Below are 16229 nucleotides of genomic sequence, written 5' to 3'. Positions count from 1 at the left end.
GGCCGTAGTACTGGCCGCCAAGGAGCTGTTCGAGCGTGATGGTTTCAGGGCGACGACTATCGCTGCAGTAGCCAAGTGGGCCAGTGTTTCGGCCGAGAGCGTCTACAAGGGCTTCGGCACGAAGGCGACCCTGACGGACGCAGTCTTCAACGAGGTCTGCAGCGCACCTGGCCCCTGGAGCGGTACGCAGCCTGGACCGCCCAAGGGATCACGGGCGCCATCTGCCCGTGAGTCCCGTACTACGTCAGCCGCGGGCGACCGCGAGCTTGTCGCGACAGATCGTGTAGGCGTCCAGCTCCTCGCGAGCCGGGGCGACTACGTGGCTGTCGGCAACCTTCTCCAGCTCGGCGCGGAGGGCCTTGGCTACCAGGCGGGCGCGGCGGTTGGCGCCGCTGGTGGCGAAGAGGCGGCAGGCGATGGAGACGGCCACTCCCAGGAGTGCTCCGCCGATCAGCATCATGGAGGCAAACGGAATGCCTTCCCACTTCGGGAGCGTCACCTGCAGGAAGCCGGACTGGATCAGCCAGACGGCGCCGCCCAGTGCCACCAGGAACAGCACCCACTGCAGGAAGCGCGCAACACCCCACCAGCCCGGGTTGTTGTTGGCGCCCAGGTCCGTACGCGCCACTGCCTGGTCCAGCTCGTCTCCGAGGGATTCCTCGCGCCGGCGGACCGCAGTACGGACTGAATCGGCCCAGGGGCGGGACAATCCGGCTGCTGCCTTGTTGGTGATCGTGCGGACGGCCGCGTCCATCCGGGCTCGCTGCACTGGTGTTGCCGTGGGCAACGAAGAGCGGGCGATCGACACCTCGTTGGCAGCGGACTTCCGCAACGCCTTGCTCTGCTGGCCCAAGTGCAGACGCCGCAGCGGATCCGGGCGGAAGCGGGCGAGCCACTTGGTGACCGGCCAGCCCGTCGCCGCGGTCGCCCGCTGCAGGTAGGACCGGCGGACAGCCTCGACGACGACCGGTACGCCGCTCGCATCCGCGAGTGCGTCGACCAGCTCGGCGATGTCCCCCTTGGCGATCGCCGGCGTCTTGGCGTTGCCACACTGGCTCGCCATCCGGTCGGCCACCCGATCCACGTCGGCGGCGAGCCGCTCACGCGCAGCCCGCTTCGCGTTGACCCGCTTGACCAGCAAGCCCCGCAGGTCGTCCAGACCGTCGCCACTCATCGCAGACGTCGCCACGAGCTGCGGGCTCTTGAGCCCGTCCGACTTGAGCAGCCGAGTCAGGTCGGCGAGGCAGCTGTCGCGCTGCTCGGGAGTGAGCTTGTCAGCGTGGTTCAGCGCGAACACCATCACCGACGCATGCGACGCGAACGGCTTGATATAGCGGTTGTGCAGCGCGGCATCGGCGTACTTCTGCGGATCGACCACCCAGACCAGTACGTCGACCAGCTCGACCAGCCGGTCGACGATCAGCCGGTGCTCGACCTCGGTGGAGTCGTGGTCAGGCAGGTCGAGCAGGACCAGCCCGTCGAGATCCTCCGAGTGCGCGCCTTCCAGCGAGCTGCGGTGCTGGACCTGGTGCCGGCGCGGAATCCCGAGCCAGTTCAGGAGCTCACCGGCGGGCTCCTCGCCCCAGACGCAGGCCAGCGGCATCGAGCTCGTCGGCCGCCGCGTCCCGATCGCTGCCAGGTCGAGCCCGGTCAACGCGTTGAACAGCGACGACTTGCCCGAACCGGTCGCACCGGCCAGCGCCACGACTGTCAGATCGCCGGACATCCTGAGCCGCTGACTGGCCCGGTCCACGATCTGCGAAGCCTCACTCAGGACCACCTGGTCCAGCCGTCCCCGGCCGGCCTCGGCGGCGTCCTCGAGTGCCTCGATCTTCGTCAGGACATCGGTAGAGCCCCTCACCAGGCCCTTGACCGTATCCACAATTCCCGTCACGTGCAGTCCTCCACCGCGCGCGCGGCCTCCGTCAGTTGCCTGGGTGCGTCGGGATCGACCGGATGCTGGTCGAGCACTGCCAGGTAGCGGGCGAATTCGGCATCCATCAATGCATGAACTCTAGCGTCAAGATCGTCCCGTGCCTTGGCCGCCAGGCTGCGGACCGCCTGATCGCCGAAGACGGCCTCCAGCAGCTTCTGCCCGACCACAGCGGTCCCAGCGCCGACGCCGACCTCCGCGCCGGTCGGGATGCCCGCAGTACTGGCGAAGATGACGACCATCAGGGCCAGCCCGAGGCCATTCACCCCGTACGCGAGGATGCGCGCCGCACTGCGCTTGTCAGCGCCCTCCTCGCGGACCAGGCCGAGTACGAAGCCCTGCCATTCGCGTACTGCGCGCCCTGCCTCGGCGGGGAAGTCCTTGGACATCCGGCCCATGTCGCGGTCGCCCGCGGCGAGCAGTTGGCGCCCCGGGGCCGTGGACTGCCACGACTCCTCAGCACGCTCGGCCGCAGCCTCAGCATGCTCGCGCAGCAGCGACTCCAGGCCGGATTCGACTGCGTCCTTGAGATCCCTGGTCGGTGGCGGCTTGCCGACCACTGCGGTAAGGACCTTGTCGCGCAGGCGGCCGACGTTGGTCTGCAGCCCCTTGAGCAGCTCGCCAGTGCCGACGAACTCCTGCCAGCGGGCCAGCACCTCGCCGCGCAGCATCGTGCCATCCTGGGTCGCCTTGGCGATGTCCTTGACGGCCCGGTCGTACGCCGTTTCGGCTGTCGATCGCAGGTCCACAAGGGTGTCGGCCTGTGCCCTGACCGCCTTGGCGAAGGCGGGTGTCTTCTTGGTCATCGCGGTGACAGCGCCTTGCAGCGTGCGCCGTACCACGGCCGAGCGCGCCTCGGCGTCGGCGGCCAGGTCGATCAGCCAGTCCTTGATCGAGGCAACTACATCGCTGGCGAGCATTCCGTTGCCGTCGACAACGGTCTCCTTGATGCTGAACAACGGGGAGTCGCCGAGTCCGCGTTCGAGCAGCATCTGGGCAAGGTGGCCGGTGATGTCGTCGATCGTGTCGGCGGGTGCCCGGTCGAGCACCACGGCGACCGCCGTACTGCGGTCCGACGCGCTCTGCAGGAACTCCCACGGCACCGCATCGGCGTACCGGGCGGCGGTTGTGACGAACAGCCAGAGGTCGGCCGCCGCCAGCAGTTGGGTGGCGAGATCGCGGTTCGCCTCGACGACCGAGTCGATGTCGGGGGCGTCGAGGATGGCCAGGCCCTGCGGAATGGTGTCGGCGGCAACCAGACGGATCTGCCCGGGATCCTCCATCCCACCCGGGCTGTCACCGCTGGAACGCGCCATCTGCGGCAGTACCCGGTCGCCGGTGAACCACTCGGCGTCGGCCGGGTGGTGGATCAGGACGGGTGAACGGGTGGTCGGACGCAGTACGCCGGGCTCGCTGACGACCTGTCCGATCAAGCTGTTGACGAGCGTCGACTTGCCGGCGCCGGTACTACCACCGACGACCGCGAGGACCGGTGCTTCGAGCTGCACGAGTCGCGGGAGAACGTAGTCGTCCAGCTGATCCAGCATCGCCTTCTGCTGCTGGCGAGCCTCATCAGCCCCCACCACGTCGATCGGCAACTGGCTGGCAGCCAACGCGCCGCGCAACTTCATCAACGCGGTGATCAACGCCATCGCAGCCTGCTCGGTAGCCACCTCCTCCACCGACTTCTCCCGCACCCTTACAACCTCGGAGTCGGAACCACCCTCGGAAGCATCGTCCGGCTCGTCGCTGGCGTCTGCGGTGGCGTCTGGCTCGTCGCTGGAGTCGACGCTGGCGTCTGGCTCGTCGCTGGAGTCGACGCTGGCGTCTGGCTCGTCGCTGGAGTCGACGGTGGCGTCTTGCTTGTTGCCGGAGTCGGAGTTCTCGGCTTCGGTATCACTGCCGGCCGCCGCGAAGCTGGCGATAGCAGTAGTTCCGGCAGCAGACGCGTCGTCGGCCTCGGCTTCGGCGGCACCGTCCGGCGCTACCTCTGTGGTCGCCTCTGCATCAGCTTCTGCGGAAGGTCCGGCAAGTGCGTCTGCGGTGCCTTCCGCGTCGGCCGGAGCGGTCGGCTCAGGCTCTCCGGCTGATTCGCTGTCATCGACGGATTCGCTGTCATCGACGGAGTCCGCGTCCTCGACGGACTTGGTGTCCTCGACGGACTTGGTGTCTTCGACGGACTTGGTGTCTTCGGCACCATCTGGCCCTGCGGCCGAGGTGGCCGCAGGCTGGTCTTCTGCGGCTGGTTCGGTGTCCGCCTTGGCTGCGGTCGATGTGGCGTTGCCCAGCTCGGCATCAGCTTCGGTCTCCGGCTCAACGGGAGCCTCGGCGTTGGACTCGGCTGCCTCGGCGTCCGACTCGACAGGAGCCTCGGCGTCGGCGTCGGCGTCGGCGTCGGCGTCGGCGTCGGCGTCGGCGTCAGGCTCGTCTGATTCCTTGGCGTCAGGCTCGGCGGCAGAGTCGGAGTCCGGTGTGGTGTCGTCGGCTTCGGTGGTTGGCTCGGCTGCGTTCTCGGTTGCAGTTGGGGCTGCGGGGATCGCGTTCGGCCGGTCGGCGTTCACGTCGGCTGCGGCTTCTGCGTCCGCGGCTGCCTCGGCTGCGGCTACGGCGTCGAGTTCGGCGTCTGCATCTACTGTGATGTTCTCGGACTCGCCCTCGGCGCCTGGTTGTTTCGGGAGGCCGATGATGATGTCGCCGTATTCGAGGGGAAAGCCTTCGGCCGTCTCGTCCGGCTCGTAGACGATGCCGACCTTCGGGCGTGAGTCTTCCTCGGGTGACTGCCCTTGAGCAGCCGTTGTGGCGTCTGCTGCCGGCTTGTCTGCTGCCGGCTTGGTCTGGGGCTGCTCGTCGGGCGATTCCACCACGGTGGCGTCGGCAGTTGCGGACGCGTCGGCAGAGGCCTTCTCGCCGGACGACTGCCCGGCGGTCGACTCACCGACGGGTGACGCCTCAGCGGACCCATCCTCGGTGGAGGACACCTCGACGGACGCGTCTTCGACGGAGGACTCCTTGGTAGACGCGTCCTCGGCGGAGGACATTTCGGCGGAATACGCCTCGACGGAAGACGCCTCAATGGTAGGCACCTCGGCGGTCGGCTTCTCCGTAGTGGGCTGTTCGCCGTCTGTCGCCTCGGCGGTCGGCGCTTCGGCGGTCGGCGCTTCGGCGGTCGGCGCGTCAGCGCTCGTCGCGTCGGCAACCTTCTCTGCCCCGGGCTCCGTGGCCTTCTCGGCCGCAGGCTCCACGAGGTCGTCGGCCGTGGGTTCAGCAGCCGCATCGGCCTTGGCCTCGGCAGCTGCATCGGCCTCGGGAGCCGTGTCGGCCTTGGCCTCGGCAGCCGTATCGGCCTTGGCCTCGGGAGCCGTGTCGGCCTTGGCCTCGGCGGGCGTGTCGACCGGCTCGGCAGGCGTGTCGGCCTTGGGATCGACAGCGTTCTCGGTGGTCGGGTCTGCGGGCTTCTTGAGTGCAGGCTCGGCCGCAGCCGTCACGGTTGTGGGCTCGGCAAAGTTCCCGGGCGTGGGCTCCGCGGGCTTCGCAGGGGTCGGCTCGGCGGCCGGTGCCGTGGCAGGCGGAGGCTCGGCGGGCGTAGTACTGGCCGCTTTGCGCTTGCGGCGGCGCCAGAAACCTTTGCCTTTGGCATCGGATTCGGCGATCAGCCGGGCCAGTTCGGAGACAGGCTGATCCTGGGCCGGAACCTTCGGCTCTCCCGAACGCTCCGAACCCTCACCAGCTGGCCTGGTGTCAGCCACGGCTACTGCCCACGAGCACAGAGTGCCCGGTCGGACAGCGCAGAAGCAAAGTCATCTTCATCCCCGTTTGGCGGCGTGGACGGGTGGCAGTCACTGCGACGGTGGATAGGGACCGTATCCTCCCGGCGTTCCGGACGGTCCAGGGGGTCCCGGTGGGTAACCGGGCTGGCCCGCTGAGTAGCCGGGTTGTCCCGTTGGATACCCCGGCTGAGCCGGTGGATAACCCGGCTGACCTGGCGGATATCCGCCCGCTCCCGGGCTTCCCTGGTACTGCGGCCCGCCCGGGTACTGCTGTCCCCCAGGCACCCCAGCCGGCCCTTGTACGGGCTGCCCCGCCGTCGGCTGCCCGGCACCGGGCCCACCAGGCTGCTGGCCGGCGTACTGAGGTCCCTGAGGCCCCGGCGGTCCCTGAGGCGGTACCTGGTACTGCGCTGGCGGTCCGCCGTACTGCGGCCCCGTCGGCGACCCCTGGTACTGCGGAACCGCTGACGCCTGCGGGAACGCCGGCATCGGGGGGAACGGAACGCTGGGGCGCCGGACCCGGAGCTCGTCGAGGAGCTGCTTCTCGGTCTCCAGCGCGTCGGGCCCGATCACCTGGCGGACGATCTTGTCTCGCAGGTAGGCCAGTTCGGTCGCGTTCTGCTGGAACGCCTTGGCCGCGGCCTCCGCCTGCTTGCCGTACCGCTTGGCGTTCTGCCGGAGCGCCTTGCGGCCGCGCAGGGTCGCTATCAGCGGCACATCCTGCGGGACCAGCCAGCCGAACCGGACGTAGTCGTAGAGCCGGGACGCGATCATCTGTCCCTCGCGGGAGCGCATCACCAGCGCGAAGACGACCATCGCGATGAAGATCGGCACCATCAGGAAGAGGTAGACGGTGATGAAGCCGCCGCCACCGGCCCAGCTCGCGCCGCCGTTCCACAGCCCGTGGGCGAGCACCGCGCAGAGGTAGCCGACGATCGGGGCGAGATACCGCACGACCGTACTTCGATGCCTGACGGCGATGCCGATCCCGATCGCGGTGAACGAGGTGAAGAGTGGATGCGCGAACGGCGAGATCAGGCCGCGGATCACGAACAGCACGAAGGCGCCGCGCAGCCCGGCGTCGCTGCCGGACTCCTCGGACAGCTGGTTGAAGATGCGGCCGTAGTACAGGATGTTCTCGGTGAAGGCGAAGCCGACGCCGACCATGCCGGCGTACACGAGGCTGTCGATGATGCCGTCGAACTCCTTGCGGCGCAGCAGCGCCAGCAGAAGGATGATCGAGCCCTTGGCGAACTCCTCCACCGGAGGCGCGACGAAGACCGCGGCCCGGTTACCGCCGCTGCCGGACTCGTGCAGCCAGGTCGACGCCTGGGTGTTGATGAAGATCGCCGCCAGGGTCGCGATGAACGCACCCCAGCAGAGCGCTGTCAGGATGTACTTGCCCGGCTCCGGTTCGTAACGGTCCAGCCAGAGATACAGCGCGATCACCGGGATCACCGGGATGAACGCGAAGACCAGACCCCACATGAACCCGCCGGCACCGGTCGACCGGGCCACGATCGCGAAGATGCCCAGCCCGGCGATCGCGAAGGCGACCGCGACGACGACCCCGATCAGGATGCTTTGGTTCCGCCGCTGACCGGGCACCGGATGGGTGCCGAGCTGGTTGGGCTGCGGGTACTGCCCGCCGGGCACGCCGACGGCCTGCACCGCGGGTTGCGGCGACTCGGGCGTGCCTCCTGAGGGGTAACTCATGCAGGCAGCCTAGTTGTAGAGCCCCCCGCACGGCAGGACCGGCCACTCGGCGTTACCGGGATGGAACGACAACCCTGTACTTCCCCGTACTTCGCAGTAGCCCGAGCAGCAGCCCCGAGCGGGAACCCAGCAGCGGCCCGGCCGCCCGCCCGCCGGACCCGCCTCGCCGGAGTAACCCACGAGCACGATCGGCCCGCCATCTGAGAGACTCTGATCCGTGCCGGTCCGCAACCCGGCCGAGCGCCCGTAGCTCAGCTGGATAGAGCGTCGGACTTCTAATCCGTTGGTCGCAGGTTCGAATCCTGCCGGGCGCGCACCCAAAACCCCAGGTCAGGACCACCTCGACGCTCGTCGAGTGGCTGGTCCCTCCCGTGTGTAGCTGTCCGCGGACAAGCCCGCCACCACCGTCGTCGAGGGTCGGGGCGGAAAGGGCAGGGGGAAACCTTCGGCGCGTCCGGAGGTCCGGATCTTCCCGGTACGAAGGGTAAAACTGGCGGTCGGCCGGTTGAAACCCATGACATTTGTCAGGGCCCGGATCGCTGGCATCGGCTGGCCGGCAGGCGCACGATTCCGAACACCACTCAACGCCGGTTCCGCCCCGACCGTGTTGGATCGGAGCGGGCCTGCCCAGCTCGAGGAGTTCTGTTGAAGAAACGGATTCTCGTGTCCGCCCTGGGCGTCGGCGCACTAGCCGTCGCAGGACTGACCAGCCAAGGAGCCACTGCGGCTCCCCCTCCGTACCTCGCCGGAAAGCATGCCGCGAAGGTGTGTGCCAAAGCGACCGCGCCCCACACGGCGTCCTGCCATGCGTTCAAGCTGGTCGACGCCGCCGGGGTCACTCCGGCGACCGCCGCCCCACCGGCGACCGGCCTCACCCCAACTGGCCTGCGCGACGCCTACAAGCTCAACGGGCTGAACGCCAACGGCCGGACGGTCGCGATCGTCGACGCCTACGGCTACCCCAACCTGGAGCGGGATCTCGGCGTCTACCGCAGCCAGTTCGGTCTGTCGTCCTGCACGATCGCCAACGGCTGCTTGCGGATCATCAGTCAGAGCGGCGGCAGCACGCTGCCGACCTTCAACGTCGGCTGGGCCGGTGAGCAGGCACTTGACGTCGACGCGGTCTCCGCCGCCGCGCCGGACGCCAAGATCGTGGTGGTGCAGGCCAAGTCGGCCAGCTTCGCCGACCTCGGCGCCGCGGTGGTCACCGCGTCCAAGCAGCCCGGCGTAGTCGCCATCTCGAACAGCTACGGCGGTGGCGACGCAGCCGACTCGACGTACGGGACCTACTACAACCACCCGGGTATCGCTGTCACCGCATCGACCGGTGACGACGGCTACCAGGGCGGCAGCTACCCGGCCTCGTCCTCCTACACCACCGCTGTTGGTGGCACCTCGCTCGTCTCGGCCGGCAACACGCGTGGCTGGTCGGAGAGCGTCTGGAGTGGCGCGGGTTCCGGCTGCTCGACGTACAACACTGCTCTGAGCGCGGCAGCCTCCTTCGGCACCGGCTGCTCGAAGCGGGCGATGGCCGACGTCTCCGCCGCGGCCGACCCGGGTAAGGGCGGTATGGCGATCTACTACCCGACCAGCAAGACCGCCTCGACCTGGGCGCAGTTCGGGGGCACCAGCGAGGCCGCCCCGATCATCGCCTCGGTGTACGCACTCTCGGGCAACACCAGCGGCTACGCGAACGCGCTCCCGTACGCACACACGGGTTCGCTGTTCGACGTCACCAGCGGCAACAACGGAAGCTGCCCCACAACCCAGTGGTGCACCGCCCGGACCGGCTGGGACGGCCCGACCGGCCTCGGTACGCCGAACGGCGCCGGCGCCTTCTGAGCCGCAGCTAGGAACCCTCAGAGATAAACAAGAGACGGGCGGACCGGTCATCCCGGTCCGCCCGTTCAGCTCATCAGGTCTGGCCCTCGACGAGGACAGGCCTTAAACTGCTCCGCTCGCCGATGGAACAGCCGGTACTACGGACGCGCGGGCCGGCGACGAGCGGGTGACCGCCCTGCTCAGGCGGGTCGTCGAGCTCGGGGTCAACCACATCGACACGGCCGGGTTCTATCCGTCGTTCGGGCGGGCCGGGGAGCAGCATGGGTACGAGAGCCTCGACTGGGCCAACGACGCCATCCGGCGGGCGCTCGCTCCGTACCCCGATGACCTCGTGATCGCAACCAAGGTCGGGCCGATGGAGCACGGGCTGGCCCGGCCCGATCAGTTGCGTAGGCTGGTCGAGGACAACCTGCGTCAACTCGGGCTCGAGAGGTTGGAGCTGGTGTACCTGCGGCAGACCGGGCTCACCTCGGTCGCGAAGCATTTCGGCGTACTGGCCGAGCTCCGCGAAGCCGGGCTGACCCGCCACCTCGGGCTGTCCAACGTGCGGATCGAGCATCTCGCCCAGGCGCAGGAGATCGCCAGAACCGGTACGGCGTGGGCTTCGGGCGGATCAACGACGCCATGCTCGCAACGTGTGGCGAGCAAGGCATCGCGTTCGTGCCGTTCTTCGCCGTGACCGCCGCCCGGCGCGAGGAAGGCGGCGTCGCGCAGTCGGACCCCGTCGCCGCCATCGCCCAGGAGCACGGGGCGACACCCGCCCAGATCCGGATCGCCTGGACCCTCGCCAAGGGCCCGCACGTCCTCGCCATCCCCGGCACCGGCAACCCCGCGCACCTGGCCGAGAACATCGCGGCCGGCTCGATCCACCTCTCCCCCGACCAGCTGACCACCCTCGACGCCATGCCGAACACCGACTAGTACTCCGCGCGGAAGGGTCGGACCAGCACCCTGCACTGGTCCGGCCCGCGGTGGGGTCAGCCCCAGAAAGCATCCTCGCCCGGCTGGTCGGCGGAGAACAGCCAGGCTTCGACGATCTTGCCGTCGGCAACCTTCAGCAGGTCGACGCCGTCCTGGGCCAGGTCGGCTCCGGCCCGCTTGGCGGTGAAGTGGATCGGCGCCGCCACCAGGTCGCCGTTCAGCATCGGCGGCGCGGTCAGCGCCAGCTCGAAGGAGCCCTCGCTGATCTCCATCATCCCGCCGATCATCGCGTTCACGGCGTCCGCGCCGCTCTGCACACCAGAGAACCGGTTGGCACCGGGCTGGTGCCAGACGATCTCCTCGGCGAGGAACCCCGCCACCGTCGCGAAATCCTTCGCCGCGAGCGCGTCGAAGTACTGCTGCACCACTGCCACCGGATCGCTCATCGTTGCCTCCGAAACTCGTCGTTTACCCTGACAGAGGCCAATACTTACTATTGGTGACCATCCACTTCAACGTAACTAATGGGCGGGCTCACGATGTCGCAACAGAAGCTCTACACGCCGCCGGAGGGCCGGAACTGGAACGTGCTGTCCAGCCAGTGCCCGTCGCGGACCTCGCTGGCCCGGATCGCGAACAAGTGGACCGCGATGACCGTGGTCGTGCTCGAGAACGGCCCGCTGCGGTTCGGCGACCGGACCGCGCTCGACGGGATCAGCGGCAAGGTCCTCACCGACACGCTGCGCGACCTGGAGCGCGACGGCATGGTGAGCCGGCGCTCGTACGCCGAGGTCCCGCCGCGCGTCGAGTACGAACTGACTCCCCTCGGCCGGACCCTGCAAGGCCCGCTGACCACGCTCTGCCGCTGGGCCGAGGAGCACATCCCCGACGTACTCGCGGCCCGCGACGCGTACGACGAGCGCTGACGCTCATCCCTAGGTCTTAGTTAAGGTCGGGCCGAAGGATGATGCCCCGGCGCTCGTACTACGGTTCAGTTGCTACGCACAGCCAGACTGCGGCGCTCGCCGCGATTCGAGAGGGACAGTCAAGTGGAACCGCAGATGCCGCCCGCCCACGCGCGCACCGAAGCACCCCGCAAAGGGGGACGGCTCTACGAGATAGACCTGTTGCGCATCCTCGCGGCCGTCTCGGTGATGGCGTACCACTACCTCTTCTCCGCGGGCGCCGGCGGACACACGACGATGCACTTCCCGCACGCCGACGTGGTCGCCCGGTACGGGTACCTCGGTGTGGACCTCTTCTTCATGATCAGCGGCTTCGTCGTCCTGCTCAGCGCCTGGAACCGTAAACCCGGCTCCTTCGTCATCTCGCGGATCGTGCGCCTCTACCCGGCGTACTGGGTGGCGGTGACGCTGACGGCGGTCGTCTCGGTGCTGTTCAGCCAGGGCAAGTTCCCGGTCTCGCTCGGCCAGTACGTCGCGAACCTGACGATGTTCAACTCGTTGCCGAACATCGAGAACGTCGACGTCGTCTACTGGACCCTGTGGGCCGAACTGCGGTTCTACGCCCTGATCCTGATCCTCACCCTGATCGGCATCACCCGCCGCCGGGTCACCATCTTCTTGTGGGGCTGGCTGGCCGCCACCTTCGTCTTCGAGACCGGCATCCTGCCGCACGCGACCGACCTGGTGCTGAACACCCAGTTCTCGCACTACTTCATCGCCGGCATGGCGCTGTGCATGATCTACCGCTACGGCCCGAACTGGCAGAGCTTCCTGATCATCGCGGTCTCGATGGGCAACGCGATCCCGCGCGCCGTCGGCTTCGCCGACCGGGTCGGCAACCGCTACCAGACCGACATCCACCGCGCCCCGGTCGTGGCGATCATCGTCGCCATCTTCGTGGTCATGGTCCTGGTCGCCCTCGGCAAGACCCAAGGCCTGGGCCGCCCGTGGTTCGCCGTACTGGGCGCGCTCACCTATCCCCTGTACCTGATCCACGCCCACATCGGCTTCATCATCTTCGAACGCGTCGGCCCGCACGTGAACGCGATCATCCTGGTCATCGCGACCATGCTCCTGATGACCGCCGTCGCCGCCGCCCTCCACTACCTGATCGAAAAGCCGCTGGCCCCCAGGCTCAAGCGCCTGCTCCAGCGCTTCATCCCCGACACCCCACCCACCCACGCGAAAACCAGAAGCTGACCCGGGCCGTTCAGCTGAGGTAGAAGTCCACGAGCGCCGGCGCCAGGATCTCCGGCGGGATCTGGTGGAACTCACCGGGGAGGCCCAGGAGCCGGGTGTTCGGGAGGGCTTGGGCGGTTGCCTTGACCGGGCCGGGGAAGACCGACGGGCGATATGACCTGGATCACAATCGACATCTTCCCGCCATCCCGCCTACCGCGTAGTGTTGGATTATGTATACAGGCGAACGGTATTCCATCAGCTCGTGGCAGCGGGGCTGAGGCGCCATGTTGTTGCGTCAGCTCGAGTACCTCGTCGCGCTCGCGCGGGAGCGGCATTTCGCCCGGGCGGCCGATACTTGCTATGTGTCGCAGCCGTCGCTGTCCGCGGCGATCCGCAAGCTCGAGCAAGAGCTGGACGTACCGATCGTCCGCCGTGGCCGCCGGTTCGAGGGCCTCACCCCCGAGGGCGAACGGGTGCTGCTCTGGGCCCAACGCATTCTCGCCGAACGTGACGCCCTCAGGCACGAACTGTCGGTGATGCGCGGCGGCCTCACCGGCACGCTGCGGCTCGGCGCGATCCCCACCGCGATGCCCGTCGTGTCGCTGCTGACCACACCTTTCTGCGAGCGGCACACGCAGGCGCGCGTGACACTGGAGTCGCTCTCGTCGCGCGACATCACCCAGAAGCTCGCCGAGTTCGAGCTGGACGTCGCGATGACCTACCTCGACGACGACACCCTCGGCCAGGTTCGCAAGACCCCCCTGTACGAGGAGCGGTACCTCCTGCTGACCCCCGAGGCCGGCGCGCTCGCGGAGTTGCCGGTGGCGACCTGGGCGCAGGTGTCCGAGCAGCCGCTGTGCCTGTTGTCGCCGCAGATGCGCAACCGCCGGATCATGAACGGCTACTTCACCGACGACGGTGTCACCGCCACGCCCGCGATCGAGAGCGACACCGTCTCGGGCCTCTACAGCCACCTGCGCGGCAACCACTGGTCGACGGTCATCTCGCACGCCTGGCTGCACATGTTCGGCGTACCGGCCGGGATGAAGGTCGTCCCGCTGAAGAGCCCCGCGCACGGCCCCCGCGTCGGCCTGGTGATCGCCGCGCGCAGCCCCGAGCCTGTACTAGCGCGTGCCCTGCTCGACGTCGCCCGGCAGGCCGGCGTCCACACCGCCCTGGACGAGCTGCTCGACGTCCACCTGATGGGTTCGGGCTATACCGCGCAGTTCAACTGATAGCCCGTCGCTATCCCGAGATAGCGAGCAAGTCTTGGACGGCAGCACCCCGCAACCACCATCGTTGAAGGACCGAATCCCCTTCAGACGTTGAGGAGTTGCCATCATGGCCAAGGTCTTGTGTGTGCTGTACGACGACCCGAAGGACGGCTACCCGACCAGCTATGCCCGGGACGATATCCCGATCATCGCCTCCTACCCGGGCGGCCAGACGGCGCCGACCCCGAAGGCGATCGACTTCACCCCGGGCGCGTTGCTCGGCAGCGTCTCGGGCGAGCTGGGACTGCGCGCCTACTTGGAGAGCCAGGGCCACACCCTTGTCGTCACCTCCGACAAGGAAGGCGAGAACTCGGTCCTCGACCAGGAGCTGCCCGACACCGACATCGTCATCTCGCAGCCGTTCTGGCCCGCGTACCTGACCGCGGAGCGGATCGCGAAGGCACCGAACCTCAAGCTCGCGATCACCGCCGGCATCGGCTCCGACCACGTCGACCTCGACGCCGCGATCGCGAACCAGATCACCGTCGCCGAAGTGACTTACTGCAACAGCATCAGCGTCGCCGAGCACGTGGTGATGATGATCCTCGGCCTGGTCCGCAACTACCTCCCGTCCCACCAGGTCGTCCTCGACGGCGGCTGGGACATCGCCGACTGTGTCTCCCGCTCGTACGACCTGGAGGGCATGCACGTCGGTACGGTCGCGGCCGGCCGGATCGGTACCGCCGTCCTCCGCCGCCTCGCACCCTTCGACGTGAACCTGCACTACACCGACCGGCACCGGCTACCCGAGTCGATCGAGCGCGAACTCAACCTCACCTTCCACCCCGACACCGCGAGCATGGTGCCGCACTGCGACGTCGTCACCGTCAACGCACCCCTGCACCCCGAGACCGAGGGGCTGTTCGACGACAAGCTGATCTCCACCATGAAGCGGGGCACCTACCTGATCAACACCGCCCGCGCCAAGATCGCCGACCGGGACTCGATCGTCCGGGCACTGGAGAGCGGCCAGCTCGCGGGGTACGCCGGCGACGTCTGGTACCCGCAGCCCGCCCCGGCGGACCACCCGTGGCGGACCATGCCGCACCACGGCATGACTCCGCACATCTCCGGCTCGTCCCTGTCCGCTCAGACCAGGTACGCCGCCGGCACCCGCGAGATCCTCGAGTCCTTCTTCGCCGGTACGCCGATCCGCGACGAGTACCTGATCGTCGACGGCGGCCGCCTGGCGGGCACCGGGGCGCACTCGTACTCCACCAGGTCCTGAACGTAACCGGGATCACGTCGCACGTAACCGGGATCACGTGAGACGCGGGCATAACCAGGGAGTCCGCCTGGTTGAATGTATCCAGTAGGCAGTATTTCAACCCAACTGAGAGGGCACCATGATCTTCACCCGTAGGTTCGGCGCTCTGGCGGCCCGTCCGCAGTTCCCGGATGCACCGGAGCTGCAGCAGGAGCTCGCCGTCGACGTCGAGCTCCAGCAGCACCACGACGACGAGCAGACCGAGAGCGGCGACCGGCCGGAGCGCGTGACCACCGCCGCCTGAGCAAGACGCCCGAACGGTGCTCCGGACATACGCGTCCGGACCGCGGCGGCGGACTCCCCGCGGGGCAGAATGCAGGGATCCGGAGCACCGGGAGCGGGACGATCGACCGTGGCACTTGGTAGACTGTCTACCAAGTGCCACTTGTTTCTCCATCACCAGCGGGGAAGGACCTCATGACGACTCTCAGCGCAGGCCCGGATGCCAATTCCGACTCCCCCGGCGTGCGGCACGTCAAGCGGCCGACGCCGTTGCGTGAGTCGGTCTACGAGGCCCTCACCGAGATGATCATCGACGGCACCCTGGAGCGCGGCCGGCACCTCGTCGAGGTGGAGCTGGCCGGCATCCTCGGCGTCTCCCGCCAGCCGGTCCGCGAGGCCCTCCAGCGGCTCAACAACGAGGGCTGGGTGGATCTGCGGCCGGGCTTCGGCGCGATGGTGCACGTGCCCGCCGAGGACGAGGTCGACCAACTGCTGGCCGCCCGCGCGGCGCTCGAGTCCGAGTCCGCGCGCCTGGCCGCCCGCAACCCCGACAAGGACGCGGTGGCCAAGCTCAAGGAGCTCTGCAGGATCGGCGCGGCCCTGCAGGAGGCCGGCGACATCGACGGCACCGTCCGGACCAACGCCGAGCTGCACGGCCTGATCACCGAGATGTCCGGCAACCGGTTCCTGGTCGACTTCGCCGGCCAGGTCGACCGCCGCGTCCGCTGGTACTACACGCCGGTCGCACCCGTCCGCGGCGCAGCCTCCTGGCGCGAGCACACCCGGCTGGTGAAGGCGATCAGCGACGGCGACGAGGACAAGGCCGCCCAGATCATGCGCGAGCACACCGAGCACACCCGCAAGGCCTACCACGACCTCCAGGCCGGCGCCGAGCCCGAAGAGACGCCCGCCCCCGACAAGAAGCCCGTACGCCGCCGTCGCACCGACTGACCCCCGCCGACCAACTCGCGACGTCTGAGGGGTTAACCCCAACGCCGTTCGGTTAGGTGTCGGCTTCGGGGGTCAAGTTGTGGATCTGGATGTTGATGGTGGCGTCGCGGGTGCGGCGGTCGGGGGTGCGGGTGGCGGCGCGGTATTTGGAGATCGCGCGTTTGATGACGCGGGCGCGGATGCGTGGTC

General features: G+C 68.4%; 11 protein-coding genes, 1 tRNA gene and 1 pseudogene. 9 read left to right on the top strand and 4 right to left on the bottom strand.

The window, feature by feature from the left end:
* Window positions 1-244: 244 nt before the first annotated feature.
* The 3 genes from G3I17_RS35685 to G3I17_RS35675 form a co-directional block, all read right to left on the bottom strand.
* On the bottom strand, window positions 245-1894 hold the full coding sequence (locus G3I17_RS35685) for a GTPase (RefSeq protein ID WP_203591227.1): 1650 nt from the start codon (window positions 1892-1894) through the stop codon (window positions 245-247).
* Window positions 1891-5679 carry a dynamin family protein gene (locus tag G3I17_RS42390; protein ID WP_203591226.1) on the bottom strand — a complete coding sequence of 1263 codons (3789 nt, stop codon included), beginning with the start codon at window positions 5677-5679 and terminating at the stop codon, window positions 1891-1893. The genes G3I17_RS35685 and G3I17_RS42390 overlap by 4 nt, the downstream gene beginning before the upstream one ends.
* Window positions 5680-5769: 90 nt before the next feature.
* Window positions 5770-7416 carry a PrsW family intramembrane metalloprotease gene (locus tag G3I17_RS35675; RefSeq protein WP_164603098.1) on the bottom strand — a complete coding sequence of 549 codons (1647 nt, stop codon included), beginning with the start codon at window positions 7414-7416 and terminating at the stop codon, window positions 5770-5772.
* A 240-nt stretch (window positions 7417-7656) separates the two neighbouring features.
* Between G3I17_RS35675 and G3I17_RS35670 the strand changes: the two genes are divergently transcribed.
* The 3 genes and pseudogenes from G3I17_RS35670 (at window position 7657) to G3I17_RS35660 (ending at window position 10179) form a co-directional block, all read left to right on the top strand.
* Window positions 7657-7730: transfer RNA gene (locus G3I17_RS35670), tRNA-Arg, on the top strand.
* Between the two features lie 331 nt (window positions 7731-8061).
* The gene (locus G3I17_RS35665) at window positions 8062-9258 is read left to right on the top strand and encodes a peptidase S8 (RefSeq protein WP_239063262.1); all 1197 of its coding nucleotides are present in this window, start codon (window positions 8062-8064) and stop codon (window positions 9256-9258) included.
* A gap of 166 nt (window positions 9259-9424) precedes the next feature.
* Window positions 9425-10179 (top strand): annotated as a pseudogene (locus G3I17_RS35660) (aldo/keto reductase).
* A 56-nt stretch (window positions 10180-10235) separates the two neighbouring features.
* Here the strand turns inward: G3I17_RS35660 and G3I17_RS35655 are convergent.
* The gene (locus G3I17_RS35655; protein ID WP_164603096.1) at window positions 10236-10625 is read right to left on the bottom strand and encodes a nuclear transport factor 2 family protein; all 390 of its coding nucleotides are present in this window, start codon (window positions 10623-10625) and stop codon (window positions 10236-10238) included.
* Between the two features lie 93 nt (window positions 10626-10718).
* Here G3I17_RS35655 and G3I17_RS35650 point away from each other — a divergent pair, with 93 nt between their 5' ends.
* The 6 genes from G3I17_RS35650 (at window position 10719) to G3I17_RS35630 (ending at window position 16040) form a co-directional block, all read left to right on the top strand.
* Window positions 10719-11105 carry a helix-turn-helix domain-containing protein gene (locus G3I17_RS35650; RefSeq protein WP_164603093.1) on the top strand — a complete coding sequence of 129 codons (387 nt, stop codon included), beginning with the start codon at window positions 10719-10721 and terminating at the stop codon, window positions 11103-11105.
* Between the two features lie 123 nt (window positions 11106-11228).
* Window positions 11229-12344, top strand: coding sequence for an acyltransferase (locus G3I17_RS35645; protein ID WP_164603092.1), 1116 nt, complete (start codon window positions 11229-11231; stop codon window positions 12342-12344).
* Between the two features lie 266 nt (window positions 12345-12610).
* Window positions 12611-13561 (top strand): LysR family transcriptional regulator, encoded by a 951-nt coding sequence (locus G3I17_RS35640; protein WP_164603090.1) that lies wholly within the window; start codon window positions 12611-12613, stop codon window positions 13559-13561.
* A 106-nt stretch (window positions 13562-13667) separates the two neighbouring features.
* A complete protein-coding gene (locus G3I17_RS35635) occupies window positions 13668-14828 on the top strand; it encodes an NAD-dependent formate dehydrogenase (RefSeq protein ID WP_164603088.1) in 1161 nt (386 codons plus the stop codon).
* A 118-nt stretch (window positions 14829-14946) separates the two neighbouring features.
* Window positions 14947-15111, top strand: coding sequence for a hypothetical protein (locus G3I17_RS40180; RefSeq protein ID WP_203591225.1), 165 nt, complete (start codon window positions 14947-14949; stop codon window positions 15109-15111).
* Window positions 15112-15284: 173 nt separating this feature from the next.
* On the top strand, window positions 15285-16040 hold the full coding sequence (locus G3I17_RS35630; protein WP_164603086.1) for a GntR family transcriptional regulator: 756 nt from the start codon (window positions 15285-15287) through the stop codon (window positions 16038-16040).
* Window positions 16041-16229: the final 189 nt, after the last annotated feature.

Source organism: Streptomyces sp. SID13031 (assembly GCF_010548305.1).
GTDB lineage: Bacteria > Actinomycetota > Actinomycetes > Propionibacteriales > Kribbellaceae > Kribbella.
Note: the sequence above shows the minus strand (reverse complement) of the source record. Positions and strands in the feature narration are given on the sequence as shown.

Coding starts and splice junctions, on each gene's coding strand:
- G3I17_RS35675 (WP_164603098.1), bottom strand. CDS start 7,416: ATGAGTTACCCCTCAGGAGGCACGCCCGAGTCGCCGCAACCCGCGGTG.
- G3I17_RS35655 (WP_164603096.1), bottom strand. CDS start 10,625: ATGAGCGATCCGGTGGCAGTGGTGCAGCAGTACTTCGACGCGCTCGCG.
- G3I17_RS35650 (WP_164603093.1), top strand. CDS start 10,719: ATGTCGCAACAGAAGCTCTACACGCCGCCGGAGGGCCGGAACTGGAAC.
- G3I17_RS35640 (WP_164603090.1), top strand. CDS start 12,611: ATGTTGTTGCGTCAGCTCGAGTACCTCGTCGCGCTCGCGCGGGAGCGG.
- G3I17_RS35635 (WP_164603088.1), top strand. CDS start 13,668: ATGGCCAAGGTCTTGTGTGTGCTGTACGACGACCCGAAGGACGGCTAC.
- G3I17_RS40180 (WP_203591225.1), top strand. CDS start 14,947: ATGATCTTCACCCGTAGGTTCGGCGCTCTGGCGGCCCGTCCGCAGTTC.
- G3I17_RS35630 (WP_164603086.1), top strand. CDS start 15,285: ATGACGACTCTCAGCGCAGGCCCGGATGCCAATTCCGACTCCCCCGGC.